15 protein-coding genes are annotated in these 17256 nt (G+C 70.3%); 9 read left to right on the top strand and 6 right to left on the bottom strand.

Going from position 1 to position 17256, the window contains the following annotated elements; all coding sequences use genetic code 11:
- Positions 1-468 precede the first annotated feature (468 nt).
- The 5 genes from ACGFZK_RS03455 (at position 469) to ACGFZK_RS03435 (ending at position 6728) form a co-directional block, all read left to right on the top strand.
- Complete coding sequence (locus ACGFZK_RS03455; protein WP_393847135.1) at positions 469-1986, top strand: cellulase family glycosylhydrolase; 1518 nt, start codon at positions 469-471, stop codon at positions 1984-1986.
- 15 nt (positions 1987-2001) lie between these two features.
- Complete coding sequence (locus ACGFZK_RS03450; RefSeq protein WP_393847134.1) at positions 2002-3750, top strand: glycoside hydrolase family 6 protein; 1749 nt, start codon at positions 2002-2004, stop codon at positions 3748-3750.
- Between the two features lie 178 nt (positions 3751-3928).
- The gene (locus ACGFZK_RS03445) at positions 3929-5269 is read left to right on the top strand and encodes a polysaccharide lyase family 1 protein (protein ID WP_393847133.1); all 1341 of its coding nucleotides are present in this window, start codon (positions 3929-3931) and stop codon (positions 5267-5269) included.
- 203 nt (positions 5270-5472) lie between these two features.
- The gene (locus ACGFZK_RS03440; RefSeq protein WP_393847132.1) at positions 5473-5997 is read left to right on the top strand and encodes a SigE family RNA polymerase sigma factor; all 525 of its coding nucleotides are present in this window, start codon (positions 5473-5475) and stop codon (positions 5995-5997) included.
- Positions 5997-6728, top strand: a complete 732-nt coding sequence (locus ACGFZK_RS03435) for a hypothetical protein (RefSeq protein ID WP_393847131.1) — start codon at positions 5997-5999, stop codon at positions 6726-6728. Before ACGFZK_RS03440 ends, ACGFZK_RS03435 begins: the two co-directional genes overlap by 1 nt.
- A gap of 56 nt (positions 6729-6784) precedes the next feature.
- Here the strand turns inward: ACGFZK_RS03435 and ACGFZK_RS03430 are convergent, their stop codons facing one another.
- Positions 6785-8824, bottom strand: coding sequence for a pectinesterase family protein (locus ACGFZK_RS03430; protein ID WP_393847130.1), 2040 nt, complete (start codon positions 8822-8824; stop codon positions 6785-6787).
- A 415-nt stretch (positions 8825-9239) separates the two neighbouring features.
- Between ACGFZK_RS03430 and ACGFZK_RS03425 the strand changes: the two genes are divergently transcribed.
- The gene (locus ACGFZK_RS03425; RefSeq protein ID WP_393847129.1) at positions 9240-10370 is read left to right on the top strand and encodes a polysaccharide lyase; all 1131 of its coding nucleotides are present in this window, start codon (positions 9240-9242) and stop codon (positions 10368-10370) included.
- A 448-nt stretch (positions 10371-10818) separates the two neighbouring features.
- On the opposite strand, the gene ACGFZK_RS03420 is transcribed toward ACGFZK_RS03425, so the two are convergent.
- The 4 genes from ACGFZK_RS03420 to ACGFZK_RS03405 all read right to left on the bottom strand — a co-directional run bounded on the left by ACGFZK_RS03420 (position 10819) and on the right by ACGFZK_RS03405 (position 13363).
- Positions 10819-11661, bottom strand: a complete 843-nt coding sequence (locus ACGFZK_RS03420; RefSeq protein WP_393847128.1) for an aldo/keto reductase — start codon at positions 11659-11661, stop codon at positions 10819-10821.
- 60 nt (positions 11662-11721) lie between these two features.
- Positions 11722-11874 carry a hypothetical protein gene (locus ACGFZK_RS03415; protein ID WP_393847127.1) on the bottom strand — a complete coding sequence of 51 codons (153 nt, stop codon included), beginning with the start codon at positions 11872-11874 and terminating at the stop codon, positions 11722-11724.
- The gene (locus tag ACGFZK_RS03410; protein WP_393847126.1) at positions 11871-12908 is read right to left on the bottom strand and encodes an alcohol dehydrogenase catalytic domain-containing protein; all 1038 of its coding nucleotides are present in this window, start codon (positions 12906-12908) and stop codon (positions 11871-11873) included. The genes ACGFZK_RS03415 and ACGFZK_RS03410 overlap by 4 nt, the downstream gene beginning before the upstream one ends.
- An 83-nt stretch (positions 12909-12991) precedes the next feature.
- Positions 12992-13363 carry a DUF2255 family protein gene (locus ACGFZK_RS03405; RefSeq protein WP_393847125.1) on the bottom strand — a complete coding sequence of 124 codons (372 nt, stop codon included), beginning with the start codon at positions 13361-13363 and terminating at the stop codon, positions 12992-12994.
- Positions 13364-13810: 447 nt separating this feature from the next.
- On the opposite strand from ACGFZK_RS03405, the gene ACGFZK_RS03400 reads away from it, so the two are divergent.
- Together ACGFZK_RS03400 and ACGFZK_RS03395 are read left to right on the top strand one after the other, a co-directional pair.
- Positions 13811-14041, top strand: coding sequence for a DUF5133 domain-containing protein (locus ACGFZK_RS03400; protein ID WP_393847124.1), 231 nt, complete (start codon positions 13811-13813; stop codon positions 14039-14041).
- A gap of 249 nt (positions 14042-14290) precedes the next feature.
- On the top strand, positions 14291-15571 hold the full coding sequence (locus ACGFZK_RS03395) for a peptide ligase PGM1-related protein (RefSeq protein ID WP_393847123.1): 1281 nt from the start codon (positions 14291-14293) through the stop codon (positions 15569-15571).
- 80 nt (positions 15572-15651) lie between these two features.
- Here ACGFZK_RS03395 and ACGFZK_RS03390 read toward each other — a convergent pair whose 3' ends face one another.
- Positions 15652-16233 (bottom strand): DUF2231 domain-containing protein, encoded by a 582-nt coding sequence (locus ACGFZK_RS03390; protein WP_393847122.1) that lies wholly within the window; start codon positions 16231-16233, stop codon positions 15652-15654.
- A 404-nt stretch (positions 16234-16637) separates the two neighbouring features.
- Between ACGFZK_RS03390 and ACGFZK_RS03385 the strand changes: the two genes are divergently transcribed.
- Entirely contained in the window at positions 16638-17051 is a 414-nt protein-coding gene (locus ACGFZK_RS03385; protein ID WP_393847121.1) for a phage holin family protein, read from the top strand.
- Positions 17052-17256: the final 205 nt, after the last annotated feature.

Raw genomic sequence — 17256 nt, 5'->3', positions numbered from 1 at the left:
GGTGACGATGTGGGCGACGATCCTCAGCGGTGGAGCCGGGTCCCCGTTGCCGGGCCGGTAGCCGGCTCTGCGCCGGACCGCCTCGGCTTCGGCCGGGGTGGTTCCGGCGCGGTGAGGCCGAGGGGGAGGGAGCCGGCTGGCGGGATCGCGGTTACCGGGCTGCATCGTCCGGCTCGTCCGGACGGCAGGTGTCTGGCGCATGCGGATCGTTCTCCTCGCGACTCGGGAAAGTGCGGGGCGTGTGGAGAGCGTGAGCACAAGCTTTGAACCAGTGGGAGCGCTCCCACTGTGCGCACACGGCGCTACGACGTCAAGACGCGCGAAGAAACGAAGGCGGGCCCGTGAGAATTTTCGACGGCTTCTCTTTCGCCGGGCGACAGTTGGCGCTACGGTCTGGCCCCAACCAGTGGGAGCGATTCCGTCAGTCGGCGCGCCGTCAGAGCGCGCCCTCGCTGCAAGGAGTCGCTCATGCGACATCCCCCGCGTTTGTCCGCGTTGCTCGGCGGAGCGGTGCTCACTTTGGCGAGCACTGCTCTCGCAGTGGTGGGTACGGCCCCAGGAGCAGCGGCCGCACCCCTGTGCACCGTTCAGTACTCCGTCGTCGGCTCCTGGGCCGGCGGCTTCCAAGGGTCCGTCACCCTCACCAACAACAGTGCGACGTTGCACGGTTGGACTCTCGGCTTCAGCTTCCCCGGCGGTCAGGAGATCGGTCAGGGCTGGGGCGCCAAGTGGTCCCAGTCCGGGGCGAGCGCCACAGCCCTGAACGAAAGCTGGAACGGGACGGTCGGCACGGGCGCCAGCGTCACCGTCGGCTTCATCGCCTCCTGGTCGGGCTCCAACAGCGCGCCCACCACCTTCACGCTCGACGGCGCGGCCTGCAGCGCCGTGCCAGGCCCCACCAACCCGACCCCGACCCCGACCGCGACACCCACGCCGACACCCACCGGCCCTACCGATCCCCCCGGCCCGGTCTCCGGGGCGCCCGAGCTGAGCGTCACCGGAAACCGCCTCACCGACCAGAACGGCGCCACCCGTCGCCTCCTCGGTGTCAATCGGTCCGGGGCCGAGTTCATGTGCGTCCAAGGCCACGGCATCTTCGACGGTCCCGTCGACGACGCCTCGCTGCGCGCCATCGCCGAATGGGAGGCCAACACCGTCCGCATTCCCCTCAACGAGGAGTGCTGGCTCGGCCTCGACAACATCAAGCCCGAGTACCGGGGCAGTAATTACGTCGACGCCGTCAGGGGCCTGGTCAGCCGCGTCCTCGCGCACGGCATGACTCCGGTCGTCGAACTGCACTGGACGTACGGCCAGTACACCGGCAACTCCTCAGGGTGCTCGGACGTCCACGCCTCCTGCCAGAAGCCGATGCCGGACGCCCAGTACGCCCCGGCGTTCTGGACCTCGGTGGCGAACGCCTTCAAGACCGACCGGCGGGTGGTCTTCGACCTGTTCAACGAGCCGTACCCCGACCGGGCGACCCCCGCCACCGGGCAGCCCTGGTCCTGCTGGCGCGACGGCGGCACGTGCCCGGGCATCGGATACGAGGTCGCCGGCATGCAGGACCTGGTGGACTCGGTCCGTGCGACCGGAGCCCGCAATCTCGTCCTCGTGCCCGGCATCGCGTACTCCAACGACCTGAGCGAGTGGCTCACCCACTCGCCGGTCGACCCGACGGGCAATCTGGCCGCGGCCTGGCACGTCTACAACTTCAACACCTGTTCCAACGAGGCGTGCTGGCAGTCCTCCCTTGCCCCGGTCGCCGCCCGGGTCCCCCTGGTGGCGGGCGAGATCGGTGAGAACACCTGCGGACACGCGTTCATCGACCACGTCATGAAGTGGTTCGACGACCGCTCGCTCTCGTATCTCGGCTGGACCTGGAACACCTGGAACTGCAACTCCGGTCCGGCCCTGATCACCTCGTACGACGGAACCCCCACCGCATTCGGCACCGGGCTGCGCGATCACCTGCGCGCCCTGAACTGAAGGGCACCCCACGAAATGAGCCGCACAACCGCACGCCCGACGAGCCGCACCGCCCTGCTGGCAGCCATCGGCCTCGTCACGGCCGCCGGCGCCACCGCCACCGTGTTCGGCACCACCGCCGGCGCCGCTACCGCCGGATGCAAGGTCGAGTACCAGGTCACCAGCCAGTGGAACACCGGGTTCGGTGCCCATGTGACCGTCACCAACACCGGCGATCCGGTCGCCGCCTGGACCCTCGAGTGGTCCTACGGGGGCGACCAGAAGGTCACCCAGGGCTGGAACGCCACCCTCACCCAGTCCGGTTCGGCCGTGACCGCCAAGAACGTCTCCTACAACGGGTCCCTGGCCACGGGCGCTTCGACGTCCTTCGGCTTCAACGGCTCGTACAGCGGCACCAACACCGTCCCCGCGACCTTCAAGCTCAACGGCGTCACCTGCAACGGCACCACCGTGCCGACGGAGCCGCCGACCACTCCGCCGACGACGCCGCCCACCACCCCGCCGCCCTCCGGCGGCAAGGCCGACAACCCGTACGCCGGCGCCAAGGTGTACGTGAACCCCGAGTGGTCCGCGAAGGCGGCCGCCGAGCCGGGCGGCACCAAGGTGTCGAACCAGCCCACCGGCGTCTGGCTGGACCGCACCGCCGCCATCCAGGGCGTGAACGGCGGGATGGGTCTGCGCGCCCACCTGGACGCGGCTCTGGCACAGAAGGGCAGCGGCGAGCTCGTCGTGCAACTGGTGATCTACAACCTGCCGGGACGGGACTGCGCCGCTCTCGCCTCCAACGGCGAACTGGGCCCCACGGAGATCGACAAGTACAAGACCCAGTACATCGACCCCATCGCCACGATCCTCGCCGACTCCAAGTACGCCGGTCTGCGGATCGTCACCACCGTCGAGATCGACTCCCTGCCGAACCTCGTCACCAACGTCTCCGGACGCCCGACGGCCACCGCCAACTGCGATGCGATGAAGAACAACGGCAACTACATCAAGGGCGTCGGCTACGCGCTGAACAAGCTGGGCTCGATCGCCAACGTCTACAACTACGTGGACGCGGGCCACCACGGGTGGCTCGGCTGGGACGACAACTTCGGCGCCTCCGCGGAGACGTTCAGGCAGGCGGCCACGGCCGAGGGCTCCACGCTCTCCAAGGTGCACGGCTTCATCGTGAACACGGCCAACTACAGCGCCCTGAAGGAAGACCACTTCAGGATCGAGGACTCCGTCAACGGCACGTCCGTACGCCAGTCGAAGTGGGTCGACTGGAACCGGTACACGGACGAGTTGTCGTACGCCCAGGCCATGCGGTCCAAGCTGGTCTCCCTGGGGTTCGACGCGAACCTCGGCATGCTGATCGACACCTCCCGCAACGGCTGGGGCGGCACGGCCAGGCCGACCGGACCCGGCGCGCTGACCAACGTCGACACGTACGTCAACGGCGGCCGCTACGACCGGCGCATCCACCTCGGCAACTGGTGCAACCAGTCGGGTGCCGGGCTCGGCGAGAGGCCGCAGGCGGCACCGGCCGCGGGCATCGACGCGTACGTGTGGATCAAGCCGCCGGGCGAGTCGGACGGGGCGAGCAAGGAGATCCCGAACAACGAGGGCAAGGGATTCGACCGGATGTGCGACCCGACGTACACGGGCAACGCCCGCAACGGCAACAGCATGTCGGGGTCCCTCCCGAACGCGCCGCTCTCGGGCCAGTGGTTCTCGGCCCAGTTCCAGGAGCTCCTGAACAACGCCCACCCGGCGCTGTGACGCACCGCCCATGACAACGGGAGCCGTACGGAACCTCCTGGTTCCGTACGGCTCGCGCATCGTGTGACGCACCTCGCACGACCTTCCTCCCGTCCCCGGCAACCTCGACGGGTGCGGCGGCAACTGAAGGGAGACAGAGCAGTACCCTGCTCCACCTTCGTACAAGGAACACCACCCGATGCGCCCTTCCTCTCACCGCCGCTTCCCCGCCCGTCGCCGTCTCGCACTGGTCACCACGGGACTCGTCACCGCGGCGGGTCTCGGCTTCCTGCCGCTCGCCACGCGTGCCGACGCGGGTGCCGTCGATCTCGCCCGCGCCGCCCTGGCCGCAAAGGACGGGTGGGCCTCGAGCGGCTCCGGCACCACCGGCGGACAGGCCGCCGACGCCCAGCACGACACCACCGTCACCACACGGGCCGAGCTGGTCAAGGCGCTCCGCGCCGGCCCGTCCGGCGTCCCGAGGATCATTCGGGTCAAGGGCCGGATCGACGCCAACACCGACGATCAGGGCCGCCCGTTGACCTGCACCGACTACGCGAAGGGCACGGGCTACACGCTCGCCGCCTACCTCAAGGCCTACGACCCCGCGGTATGGGGTCGGTCCAAGCTGCCGTCCGGCGCGCAGGAGTCTGCGCGGGCGGCGGCGCAGGCGAAGCAGGCCGAGCGGGTGGGCATCGCCGTGCCGTCGAACACCACCATCATCGGTGTGCCCGGCACCGACGCGGGCATCAACGGAGGCAGTCTTCTGGTGCAGAAGGCGGACGACGTCATCATCCGCAACCTGACCTTCGCCGACACCCGTGACTGTTTCCCCCAGTGGGACCCCACGGACGGCTCGGAGGGCAACTGGAACTCCGCCTACGATGCCGTCACCCTGCGGGGGGCGACGCACGTGTGGGCCGACCACAACTCGTTCACCGACAGCCCCCACTTCGACGCCTCGAACCCCCGCCACTTCGGCCGCGAGTACCAGGTGCACGACGGGGCCCTCGACATCACCAACGCCTCGGACCTGGTCACCGTCTCCTTCAACCGGTTCGCCGACCACGACAAGACCATGCTCATCGGCAGCAGTGACAAGGACTCCAAACTCCGTGTCACCCTGCACCACAACGTCTTCCAGGGCATCGTGCAGCGCGCACCGCCAGCCCGGGTCGGACAGGTCCACCTCTACAACAACCACTTCGACACCACCCCGCGGGACGGTTACATCCACAGCTACAGCGTGAACGCGCGTGCCGGCGTCCAGATCGTGGCGCAGAACAACCACTGGACGCTCTCCTCCGACCGCAAGACGTCCCAACTCCTGTCGGGCGACGGCACGGGCGCTTTCGCCGGCAGCGGGAACATGGTCAACGGCACGGTCACCGACCTCGTCGCCGCCCACAACGCCGCGAACAAGAAGAAGATCAAGCCCGAGGTGGCGTGGAAGCCCGCCCTCGCGAGCGGGCTGGAGGCCTCGGCTGCGAGCCTGCCCACGTCCCTCGCCCGCCGTGCGGGCGCGGGCGTCCTGAAGTGATCCACCGTCCCGGTGTCCGGGCGGGCGCGCCTGCCCCGCCCGGACACCGCGGCGAGCCGCCGAGGACGCAACGACCGCCCCACCCCACCAGGAGAGAGCGGACCGAACGGTTGGTACGCTCACCGCCCCCGTCCCCACCGGCGGGCACGAACACCGGCACTGACTCGGGCAGGAGCACGGACACACCACACGGAGGCTCCGGTATGGCCCTCGACGACGCGTCCGCGGAGTTCCACGACTTCTTCGAGCGCCACCACGCCGAACTGGCGCGCCTCGCCCATCTGCTCACCGGCGACGCGGACACCGCCGACGACCTGGCCGCCGACGCCTTCGTGGCGCTCTGGCACCGTTGGGACCGCGTCCAGCGAGCCGACCACCCGGTGGCCTACGCCCGCGGCGTGGTCACCAACATGGCCCGCGCCCGCATCCGCGCCGTCACCCGCGAACGGCGCCGCATCCACCTCTTCTGGACGAGCCTGCCGGGCCGCGCGCAGCACCCCGACGTGGATGCCGTCATGGACGTGCGCCGCGCGCTGGCGCGCCTGCCGTTCCGCAAACGCGCGTGCGTCGTGCTGCGCCACGCACTGGACCTGTCGGAGAAGGACACCGCCCTCGCCCTCGGGACGTCCGTCGGTACGGTGAAGAGCCAGACCTCCAAGGCCATGGCCGAACTGCAACGCCTCCTCGGTGCGCAGGCCGCCGAAGAACTGACCGGAACGAGGAAGTGATGCAGGACCTGAAGCGCCGGCTCCGGGATGCGGCGGCGGCTCACGAACCCGACCGGGACGGAATGCTGGAGCGCGTCCGGCACGGCATGTCCAGCACCCCCCGTCCCGGCCGCCGTGCGGCCCGGCCCCTGTCCTGGCCCCGCGTCACCCTCGTCACCCTCGCCTCGACGGCAGCGCTCGTGGCGGGCGGATACACGATCGCCACCACCGTCCACACGAACAACTCCGGACGGGCAGCCGCCACGACCCCGGCAGAGCCGGCGCCCCCGTCCGCGGCAGACGGTGCCCTCACCCCTTCCGCCCCTCCCGTACCGCCCCGCACCCAGGACGGTCCGCTCCGCTCCGACGGCGCCGTCGACCCCCACGTCAATGCCTACTGGTCCCAGTCCGACATCACCCTCCAGACCGGTGCGCCCCTGGATGCGCTCACGCTGGAGGTCCGCATCGCCCAGACGGGCGGCGTCGTGTCCACCGGCGCCTGGCGGACCCTGCCCGAGGGCGACTTCACCCTGACCACCACCGACGAGGGCGGCACCCTCACCTACCGGTGGACCCTCAAGCCGGGCCGAACCATCCCCCCGGGACAGCACGTCTTCGCCGTCCAGTACAACCACGCCGCGGGCTCGCGACCCGCGACCGCCGACGCCTACACCGCGACGGCCGCCACGAGGACGGGGCAACAGCTCACCGTCACCGGAACGTTCCGCCCGGCGGTGGGCGCCAAGAGCTGACGGAGCCTCGGGCCCCCCCGCGCACCGCGTCGGACGGGCCCCCTTCTCCCACCGGTCTACGGGGTCCAGTCGCCCAGCCAGTCCGAGACCTCCTGGGACGCGGCCTGGGAGTCGGTCAGGTGCGGCTGGTCGGCGCTCTTCGAGCCCGCACCCGGACCGACGTTCATGTACTCGGCGAAGCGGTCGTCCTTCCAGGAGAAGCCGCCCATGTCGGTCCAGGGAGTGCGCTTGATCGCGGCGCTGAGGGTGGAGTTGCGGACGGTGACCTGCGGGTCGACGGTCTTGTCGCCACCGGGGTGCCAGTTCCGGCCGAGATGGAAGGAGGACGCGGCCACGTCACCGTTGACCGTGGAGCGGTTGATGAGGATGCCGTTGCGGCCCGCCGGGGTGCTCGGGGCGGTGACGAAACCGGCCGAGGTGCCGTTCCAGCGCTTCTTGAGGGTGATGACCGACTGGTCGATCACAGCGGTGGCACGGCCGAAGACGAAGTCGACGTTGCCGACCACGTAGGAGTTGGTGACGTAGACGCGGCCGGGCTTGTCCTTCGCCGCCGTTTCCAGCTCCAGGGTGTCCTGGTCGCCGGTGACGATGACACCGTCCAGCACGATCTTGTCCGCGGTCGTGAGCAGGGCGACCGCCTGGTGGCCGTCCAGGGACTGGTTCGCGGCCTCGTCGAAGTCGTTGGAGACGGTGAGGTTGCGGAGCCGGGAGTCGTCCGACCGGATGGCGGCCGTGGCACTGCCCGGAGTACCGTACGTGCCCGAACCGTCCGGCTTCTGCATGCCGGCCGCGTTGCCGTACACGATCACCGTGTCCTTGCGGCTCGCGCCCGAACCCTGGATGGTGACGTGCGGCTTGTTCGCCGGAACGCTCACCGTCCCACGGTACGTACCCGGCTTGACCGCGATGACCACGCGGGAGGGATTGCCGGCGGGTACGGCGTCCACCGCGGCCTGGACCGTCTTGTACCGGCCGGTGCCGTCCTTGGCGACGGTGAGGGTCCTGGCGGTAGCGGTGGTCGAGGCCCCCGCACCCAGGGAACTCCTGGGGCCGGCCCCGGACTTCACCAGCGCCGGAACCTTGCCGGCGGCGTCCAGGGCGTAGTCGTAGTACGTCTTCGGGTCGAAGGCCGTACCGCCGCCGCTCTCGTTGCGTCCGCTCGTCCCGGAGAAGACGTTGCCGCGCTGGACGAGGGTGGCAGTGGAGTCCCTGATCACGGGGTTGCCCATGCCCTGGAAGTAGGAGTTTTCCAGCAGCATCCGCGTCCTGCCGCGTGCGTAGTTGCCGTAGGAGGACGTGATGGACGTGCCCGGGGTGTCTTCCATGAGGTTGTTGTAGAGGTGCGCGTGGGCGGCGTTGTCCGTGGACGGGTTGCGCTGCTCGGTCTCACGGATCCAGTTGTGATGGATCGTGATGTCGGTGACGAGATTCTCGGTCCACCCGATGCCGAAGGCCTTGTTGGCGTTGCTCAGCCTGTTCCAGGACACGGTCACGTACGTGCTGTCCTGGCGGACGTCGATCAGTCCGTCGGCGGTGCGCCGCAGGTCGTTGTGGTCGATCCACACATGGTGGGCGCCGTCCATCTGGATGGCGTCGAAGTCGTGCTCCTTGTCGTTCCACACGCCCTGGTACGAGTCCCTGATCGTCAGGTTCCGGATGATCACGTTGTGAACGCCCTGACCGAGGAAGAAGCCGCCGCCGACGATGTGCCCCAGGGTGCCGGAGCCGATGATCGTCTTGTTCGAAGCGACCTTGATCTCCTTGCCGACGGGGGCCATGTCGATCGTGCCCGCGACGACGATGACGTACGGCTCCGGGGCAGTGGCGTACCTCTCGAGGTCGGCGAGCGACCTGACGGTGACGGTCCTGCCATCCCGACCGCCGTACGTACCGTTCTGTCCGAGAGCGTTGACCGAGGCGAACCCGTCGGCGGCAGCAGTTGCCCAGGCCGAGGCCTCCGCCGCCGCGGCCCTCTCACCCAGTCCGAAGGCGGACCCGTACGCCGCGACTCCGGAAGCGGCCAGTGCCAGCGGCACGCCGATGGCCAGGAGCCTTTGCGGTCTGCGATGACGGGCCGTGCGGCGGGTCGAACTCATGGGCGGTTTCCGTTCCGTGAAGAGGGGGCGATCGGTGTGGGGTTGCCGCCGGGGGCGAAAGGGTTGCCGTGCTCGTCGAGAAATCCGAAATGGCTGCTGAAGTCGGCGGGCCCTGGTGCGCGCGCACGGAGGGACGGCGGTATCGGCGGCGGCAGGGCGTACCGGCGCTCCGCCTCCTCGCGGGCCGGGTGAGCTGGAGTATTACGAGCGGATCTCAGCCTTCCGCATGCACTTGACTCCACTGTCCGATGAGGATGTCATGTGCCAACACGTGCAAAAATGTTAGTTTCTGATTGCTCGTGATCTGCCGTGCGCGGCCGGCCCGTGGACGGCAGCCGCTGTTCCTTCGTTCCGCGGGCACCGGTCGCTGCGCCGCAGGTCACCACCGCATCCCCCCTCATCTCAAGGACGGTTCATGTTCCAGCGTTACAGCCGCAGACGTCGGGTCGGCGCAGCATTGGCGGCCGTGTTGGTGGTGGGACTCGGGGCCACCGAGGCCGTCGCCGACCGTGCGTTGACTTCCGTCCCCTTCAAGGACGGGTTCGAGTCCGGAGCCACTGCCGCGTTTCCCCGCAAGGGCATCGACGGCACGGGCACCGTGGACGTCAAGGCCGCACCCGGCGGGCGTGGTGGCAAGGCCGTCCGGTTCGCCATGCCCGACGACGGGAAGTCCTACCGCACGGAGATAGCCACAGCGCGCGTGCCCTACGGCAGTTACCGTTACACCTTCGCCAACTACCTGCCCGGCGACTGGATTCGCTACGACGCCCAGACCATCGTCTCCCAGTGGCACGGCGGGACGGGCACCTATCCCGCGGTCGTCCTCGCCGTCAAGGGTGACCGCTGGATGTTGATCGTCCACTGGAAGACGGGTTCAGAGCAGGCGGACGAGAGCAAGAAGCCGGCGCACGAGATCAAGTACGACCTCGGCCCGGTACGACTCGGACACTGGAACCAGTGGTCCTTCGACATCACCTGGTCCACCCCCACCACCACCGGCTCCATCACCGCCCGGCTCGACGGGGCCGAGGTGGGATCGCACCGCGGTCCCAACAGCTATCACCAGGACACCGCCCCTTACCACAAGATCGGTCTGTACCGCCCCAACTGGCAGGCCTGGAAGGGGCACAAGGCAGGCGGCACACCGGCCGTGGTGAACTACTACGACGACGTCACCATCACCGCCATTTCCCCGGGAGCCGCCGTACCGCCGCCGGCCACGCCCTCTGCGAACACCACGGCGACCTCCGCACCCGACCGGTCCGGCGCATCGGCATCCCCGTCGGCGCAGGCATCCGCGTCGGCCCGGATGCCGGGACCGGCCGCGCCGGGCTCGGCACCCGACGCCGCGGACGACATCCCCCTGGACACCGGCTCCGACAAGGACACCGACAACGACGCCGGACCCCTGGCCGAGACCGGTGCCTCCAGCAGAATCCCGATCATCCTCGCCTTCGGCAGCGCACTGCTCGCCGCCGGCCTCGTCCTCGTCTTCCGCAGCCGCGTCAGGACGGCACGGCGCCGGGCGGGCGGCCGGAGGGGATAACCCGGGGCGCGCGCAGGCGAGCCCCACCGTCCCGAGGCGGTGTCAGGGGGGGCTTCCATGCTGGTTGGACGGGGCGCGGGGAAGATGTCCGGGGAGCGTCATGCCTGAATGGCTGCTCGCTGTGCTCATTCCGACAGGTTTGCCGGGGGCCCGAGGGCGGGGGTTGAGGGTCTGCGGTGCCGGGAGAGCTCACGGAGGGGAGATCCGCGTGCTGCGGTGGAAGCCGGGCCGAGGGTCGCGCCACCAGGGGAGGCCGTGGCGAAGGCGTCGGTCACCTGGTGGAGCGACTGCCGGGCGCCGCCATCTCCCACACCGGCCGTCCCCGTCGGGGATGAAGCCGTCGGACCGCACTTCACTCGCAGCCGTCCTCGCATCCGGCCGACCAGCCGCCGACGTGGCGGATCGGAGTGATGGGGGCGGTCGCGGTGGACGGCTTCCGGGGCGGCGTTCAGCTGTCCAGGCGGTGCTTGCTGAGCCGGGCCACCATCTCGGGGTCGCGGTGGTCGAAGAACACCGTCGTGCCGGTGTCGAGATGGGCGATCTGCACCATCTGCTCGTCGGTGAGTTCGAAGTCGAAGACGTCGAAGTTCTGCGCCATCCGGTCGGGACTGACCGTCTTGGGGATCGTGACGATGCTTCGCTGGATAAGCCAGCGAAGGACCGCGGACTTGTCGTGCGCCGTGCCGATCTCACTGAGGACGGGGTGGGTGAACAGGTCGTTCCTGCCTTCGGCGAAGCCGCCCCAGGACTGGTGCTGTACGCCGTGGTCACGCATGAGGTCGTGGTCGGTGGTGCGCTGGAAGAAGGGGTGGGTCTCGATCTGGTTGACCGCCGGGGTGACCTCGTTGTTGAGGATGACGTCCAGGAGCCGGTCGGGGTAGAAGTTGGCGACGCCGATCGCCTTGGCCAGCCCTTCGCGGTTGACGGCTTCCATCGCGCGCCACTGTCCGTAGACGTCGCCGTAGGGCTGGTGCATCAGGTACAGGTCGACGTGGTCCAGACCCAGCTTGGCCAGGGAGGTCTCGAAGGCGCGGCGGGCGTTGTCCTCGGCCGGAGCGTCCTGGACCCAGAGCTTGGTGGTGACGAACAGCTCCTCGCGGGGGATGCCGCTGCTCTTGACGGCTCGGCCGACCGCCTCTTCGTTGCCATAGGCGGCAGCGGTGTCGAGGAGCCGGTAGCCGGCCGCGAGGGCGTCGGTGACGGCCTGCTCGGTCTGCTCAGGCGGGATCTGGTAGACGCCGAAGCCGAGGATGGGCATCTCGATGCCGTTGTTCAGGGTGACGGTCTGCATGAGGGGTCTTCCTTGCCGTTCGATGCGGAGTCGTTGCGCGGCCGGAGCGGATGAGCGGGGTCAGCGTTCGAGCATCTGCGCCTGGGCTTCCGAGCGGGTCCCGCCGACGGCGGTGTTCTCCTCGACCCGGGACAGGCGCTTGGTGCCGGGGATCGGCGCGACCTCGTCGCCCTGCGCGAGCAGCCCGGCCGGCGCGAAGGTCGAGCTGGTCACGGACGCACCAGCACCTTCAGCCGGCTGCGGTCGTCCATCGCCCGGTAGGCGTCGGAGACCTGGTCCAGTCCGACCTCGGCGTCGAACACGCGGCCGGGATCGATGCGGCCTTCCAGGACGTCGGGGATGGCCTGCTCGATGTAGGCGCGCACCGGGGCCGGGCCGCCGGTCAGGCCCGCGTTCTTCCCGAACAGCGACCCGAAGCCGACCGGCGCCTCCTCGTACTGCGGCACCCCGACGCGGGAGATGATCCCGCCCGGGCGTACGACGCCGTACGCCTGCTCGTAGGCCGGCATCAGTCCCACGGCTTCCAGCACCACGTGCGCGCCCTCGCCGCCGGTCAGCTCCATGACCCGGGCGATGCCTTCCGCGCCGCGTTCGGCGACGACGTCGGTGGCGCCCCACTCGCGGCCCAGGTCGGTGCGGGAGGTGTGCCGGCCCATGAGGATGATCCTCTCGGCGCCCATGCGGCGGGAGGCCAGCACGGCGGACAGGCCCACCGCGCCGTCGCCGATCACGGTCACGGTTCTGCCGGGCCCGACCCGGCCCATGTGGGCGGCGTGGTAGCCGGTGAGGTACACATCGCTCAACGTCAGCAGGGAGGGCTGAAGGGCCTTGTCGACTTCGCCGGGGACCGTGACCAGGGTGCCGTCGGCCTGCGGGACCCGGACGGCCTCGGCCTGCGCGCCGCCGACGCCGCCGGCGCCGTACCAGCCGCCGTGCGGGCAGGCGGTGTGGAAGCCGTCCCGGCAGATCGGACAGGTGTTGTCGGAGTACGAGAACGGGGAGATGACGAAGTCGCCCCGCTTCAGGTCCCGGACCTGGGAGCCGGTCTCCTCGACGACGCCGAGGAACTCGTGCCCCATGGGCACGCCCTCGTCGGTCTTGTCCATGGAGCGGTAGGGGTGCAGGTCGGAGCCGCAGACGCAGGCCAGGGTGACCCGGACGATCGCGTCGGTGGGCTCGACGATCCTGGGGTCGGGAACGTTCTCGACCCGTACGTCGCCGGGTCCGTACATGAGGGTGGCACGCATGGAAGATCTTGCCTTTCGTTGATGCGGAAGCTCCGTGAGCTGCAAAGGGGGCCGCCGCAGTGCCTCGGGCGACCAACGGCGCGTCAGCGCGGTTCGAGGCGCAGCGTCGAGGCGCGGGCCCGGTCGGTCAGAACGTGCTCGACGATGCTCGTGTAGCGCCCGTACTTCTCCCGGTAGGCGGCGTCCACCCCCGCGTACTCGCCGGGGTCGGCCTGGTGGAAGGTGACGTCCTGCCGGACTCCTCCGGCTTCGATGCGGCCCTGGTGGAGCGACTGCGTCCCCCGGAACCAGGGGCCGTCGGGGCCTTTCACCGACCGGACGTACAGCCGGTCGCCGGAGCGGACCACCCACATCGTCACCGGATCGCGCAGGGTGCCGTTGGCCCGTTCGGATGCGAGATCCAGCTCCTCAGCTGAGGCGACCTTGTCCAGATCCGTGCCGTTCCAGTCCGCCATGGTCGTTCCCTTCCGGTTTCCGGCACCGAGCGCCGGGTCTGTGCCCGGCCGTGTCGCCGTCCGTCACATTCACCGTTGCCCGCCCTCATGCGGCCCGCCATCCGAACGACGGGCCCCGGCCCGCCCCGGCCCGCCCTGGCCCGCCCCGGCCCGCTCCGGCCCCCAGGCGTCACCCTCGGCTTCCAGGTCCTGCTCGACATGACCGCCACGCAGACCGCGCCGATGCCGTCCCAACGCAGGCACTGACCCGGGAGCCCGCGCGTCGCGCGATTTCGCCCCTTGACGTCGGAGCGCGGGGTCTGCGGCACCCGACGGCAGCGCTACTCGAGTCGGGGAGCCAGCCCGTTGGGGAGTCGCGGCCGGAACAGACGGTGGCGGGGGTTCAACGGCGATCGGCAGGGTAGGCGACGGCCACTTGATCGATCCGCTGGCGAAAGGCAATCACCCATGCTGATGGCTCACCCGGCCGTGCTCCCCGGCCTCGTCGACCGTTACTGGGCGCTGTCCGTACTCGATTCCGCGGAAGGCGAATCGCCCGTACGCAAGGAGATCGAGGCCGTCGAGCGAGCCCTGTGCGTGGCCACCGGCACGACGGACGTGCACGCCGCCCTGATCGCCGCCCGCCACCAGCTGCCCGGCACGGACCCCCTCGACGACTCCGTACTCGCCTCCAGCTGACCGGTTCAGCCGTCAGCCGGCCCAGCGAGGTCACCCGTTCGGATGCCAAGGGGTGCCGACGCGGTGGGTGCGGCAGAGGCTGGGCCCATGTCCGCCGAGGCGTGGGCAGCGTTCCCCCGACCTGGCTCCACGTCACAGGTGGCGGCGTCTCCCTTCCCGGTTCCGTGCCCGGTCGCGCGCGGCAGGGGCTCAGTGGGGCGGTACCCGGCTGACCGTGGACGGCCGCGCGGCGACCAGAGGAGCAGAGCGGTGACGGAGACGAGCCCGATCGTCGTGTTCGCGAACTTCCTCTCGGACTTGGCGGTGGATCTCAACGAGGGGCAGATCCTGACGCAGTGGGCCCAGCAGGCGCCACGGAAGGCGTGGCTGCTTCGGCCGGGGGACGTGTTCGTCACTCCCGTGCCGCTGAGCCGGGAGTTCCTGCGGTACGTGTACGACCTGACGGGGGTGCCCCCGGAATCGGTGGCGGTCGTCGAGGTACCACCTGCCGGCGCCGTCCCGCTGGCTCGGGCGGTGCGCGAGGCCGGCCTCGCCGAGCACGTCCGGGCTCTCGCCGGTGACCGGGGTGCGGCGCTGCTGCCGACGGCGCTGGACGCGTCGGCGATCGCGTTCGCCCGGGACATCGGCCTCGCCGTCCATCCGTACCCCACGGTCGAGGCTGCCGAGGTCGCGCTGCAGATGACCATGCTGCTCAACACGAAGACCGGGTTCCGCGAGACGGCCGGGCAGCTGGGCATGCGGCTGCCTGCGGGGCGGATGTGCCGGCGCCCGGAGGCCGAAGGCGTGGCCCGCGAACTCCTGCGGGACCACGGGGGTGTCGTGGTGAAGCCCGACCGTTCGGCGGGAGGGCACGGGATGCGTTTCGTGTCCCGGGACGACCTGAGGGGCGGGGCGACCCTGCAGCTCGATACGGTCGGTGGGCCCGAGGGCCTGTGGGTGGTGGAGGAATGCCTCGACGTGGCCGAGTCAGTCAGTATCCAGCTGGAGGCGACCGCGTCCGGGACACACGCGCTGTTCAGTGGAGCCATGCGGACGGCTCAGGGCTCCTTCACCGGGTACGCCTCTCCGCTGCCGCCGTCCTGCGCGCACGTGGCCGACGAGCTGGAGGAGTGGGGGAGGGCCCTGGGCCGCCATCTGATCGACCACGGCTACGCCGGGCCGTTCGGGCTCGACGCGCTGGTGGACGCGGACGGCGTCGGGTACGCGAGTGAGAGCAACATCCGTCGCACGGCCACGACCACACCGCACGCCATGGTCCTCCGGCTGACCGCGGGATCGGCCAACGCGCACCCGGCGTGGTCGGTGTCGAAGGGCCGGACGCGGAGCCCCATGGACTTCGAAGGAGCCCTTGCCGGGCTGCGCGCCTCCCGCCTCGCGTTTGACCCGGAGCGCGGCGAGGGCGTGGTTCTCTACGCGGACGCGCCGCCGGACGGCCGCTCCTGGCGGTACGCGGTGATCGCCAGGAGCGCTGGGGACGTGGAGGAACAGGAAGCCACGTTGGCCGAGGTCTTCGAGTTCGAGGGGGGCTGAACCCGGCCGGGCTGCGGGTCGGTCAGAGGCCTCGAACATACGGAGTCACGACGGCGATCGGGGCGGGGTGGAGCTCCTCCTCATGGTGCGGCGTGCGCTCCCACGGCTTGTCGGTAGGCCACGTGCCCGCCCAGCGCACCACTGACGGCAACGGCGGCCATCCCGCCCAGGGCCCACAGCCGGCCTTTCGCCGAGCGGCCGCGCAGCCGTGCCGTCAGGGACGCGGTGTAGCAGGCCACCACAGCCACGTTGGAGGCCGCGTGGGCCAGGCCGACCCGGGCCTGCTCGGGCGGCAGGTCCGCCCAGTCCACCCAGCCGGCCACCGCTGCCGGGGCCACCCCGGCCAGTCCAACGGCGGTCAGGGTGGTCGACGCGTGCTGTGCCCCGGGTACGACATCGAGCACCGAGGCCGACAGCCAGCATCCCATGGGCACCTGCACGAGCACGGGGTGCACGGGGTGGCCCAGCGGCCGGCCATGCAGTAGATCGCGCATGCCGCCCAGCGGGAGTGAGCGGATTCCCCGCTGCAGCGCCTTGATGGCGGGATCGGCCACCGTTGTCCGCTCGAGCCGGTCCAGGGTCTTCAGCCACCATGCCGAGGCAGTGTCGAGTGCCGCGGTCTGCCCGGCCGCGGGCGAGGTGTCGAGGGTGCGTGAGTTCATACACGACGCCTACCCGCTGCCACGCGGCCATCCCGCCCTGGCCTCGACTGCACCCGAACGACCGGCCCGCCAATGGGGGAGCGCCGGTCTCAGTCCTGAGGCCGGTGGACCCGAGCGCGTCCGGCCGGCGGATGGCAACCGGCTGTTCGGCCGCATGCACGGCGTGGTGGACCATGCGGTGTCCGAGCACGAGGCACGAGGTGCAGGCGGCGTCCTCGTGGCGGGCGCGGAAACGGGCGGACCTGCCCGGCTTCGGCCCAGGGCGTCGATCTGCTCGCGGGGCGGGTGTTGAGGCGAGGACGGGGTAAGCGCTTCACGACCACGGCATGCACATCTCAAGAAGGAGGATCCGCCATGGCGGCTCGCTTCGAGGTCCGTCACCAGCCCGTCCAGGACTCTCGGCCATGAGCACGGTGGAGCGGCAGGGCCAGGTGGTGGAGGACTCGGTGAGCGTCTTGGTCTCGCGCGCTTCCCGGCAGCTCGCGGAGCTGGTCCATGAGGAGATGCAGCTGGCCCGCGCGGAGATGACCCGGAAGGGCAAGCGCTTCGGGAAGGGCGGCGGTCTCTTCGGCACAGTGGGCGTCCTCGGCCTCTTCGTCACCCAGGTCCTGATGGCCACGTGCATCGCCGCGGTCGCGCTGGTCCTGCCGGTGTGGGTGGCGGCCCTCACCATCACCGGCGGTCTCGCCGCGGCGGCCGCCGCGGCCGGGTTGGCGGGGAAGAGGCAGGCAGCGAAGGCAGGTGCCCCGATTCCCGAGCAGGCGCTGGACAGCGTCAAGGCCGGCCTGGCGGAGATCGAGGAGAAGGCACACCGATGAGCGACCGCCCAGTTGGTGCGTGACAAGACGCCCGAGCCGTGCCGGACAAGACAATCCGGCCGCGGCGCAGGTGTGGGACAGCGCGACCCGCGCGGGACAGTACGCGGCGGACAAAACCCCTGACCCGCTGCTGGAACGGGCCGGCCGGGCGGCGACGGTCGCACGCCTCAACCGCACCCCGTTCCTCGTCGCGGGCGCCGTCATC

This window comes from Streptomyces sp. NPDC048257 (assembly GCF_043201855.1).
In the GTDB taxonomy this organism is placed as follows: domain Bacteria; phylum Actinomycetota; class Actinomycetes; order Streptomycetales; family Streptomycetaceae; genus Streptomyces.
The sequence above is the reverse complement of the archived record's forward strand: the minus strand, read 5'-3'. Positions and strand labels throughout refer to the sequence as shown.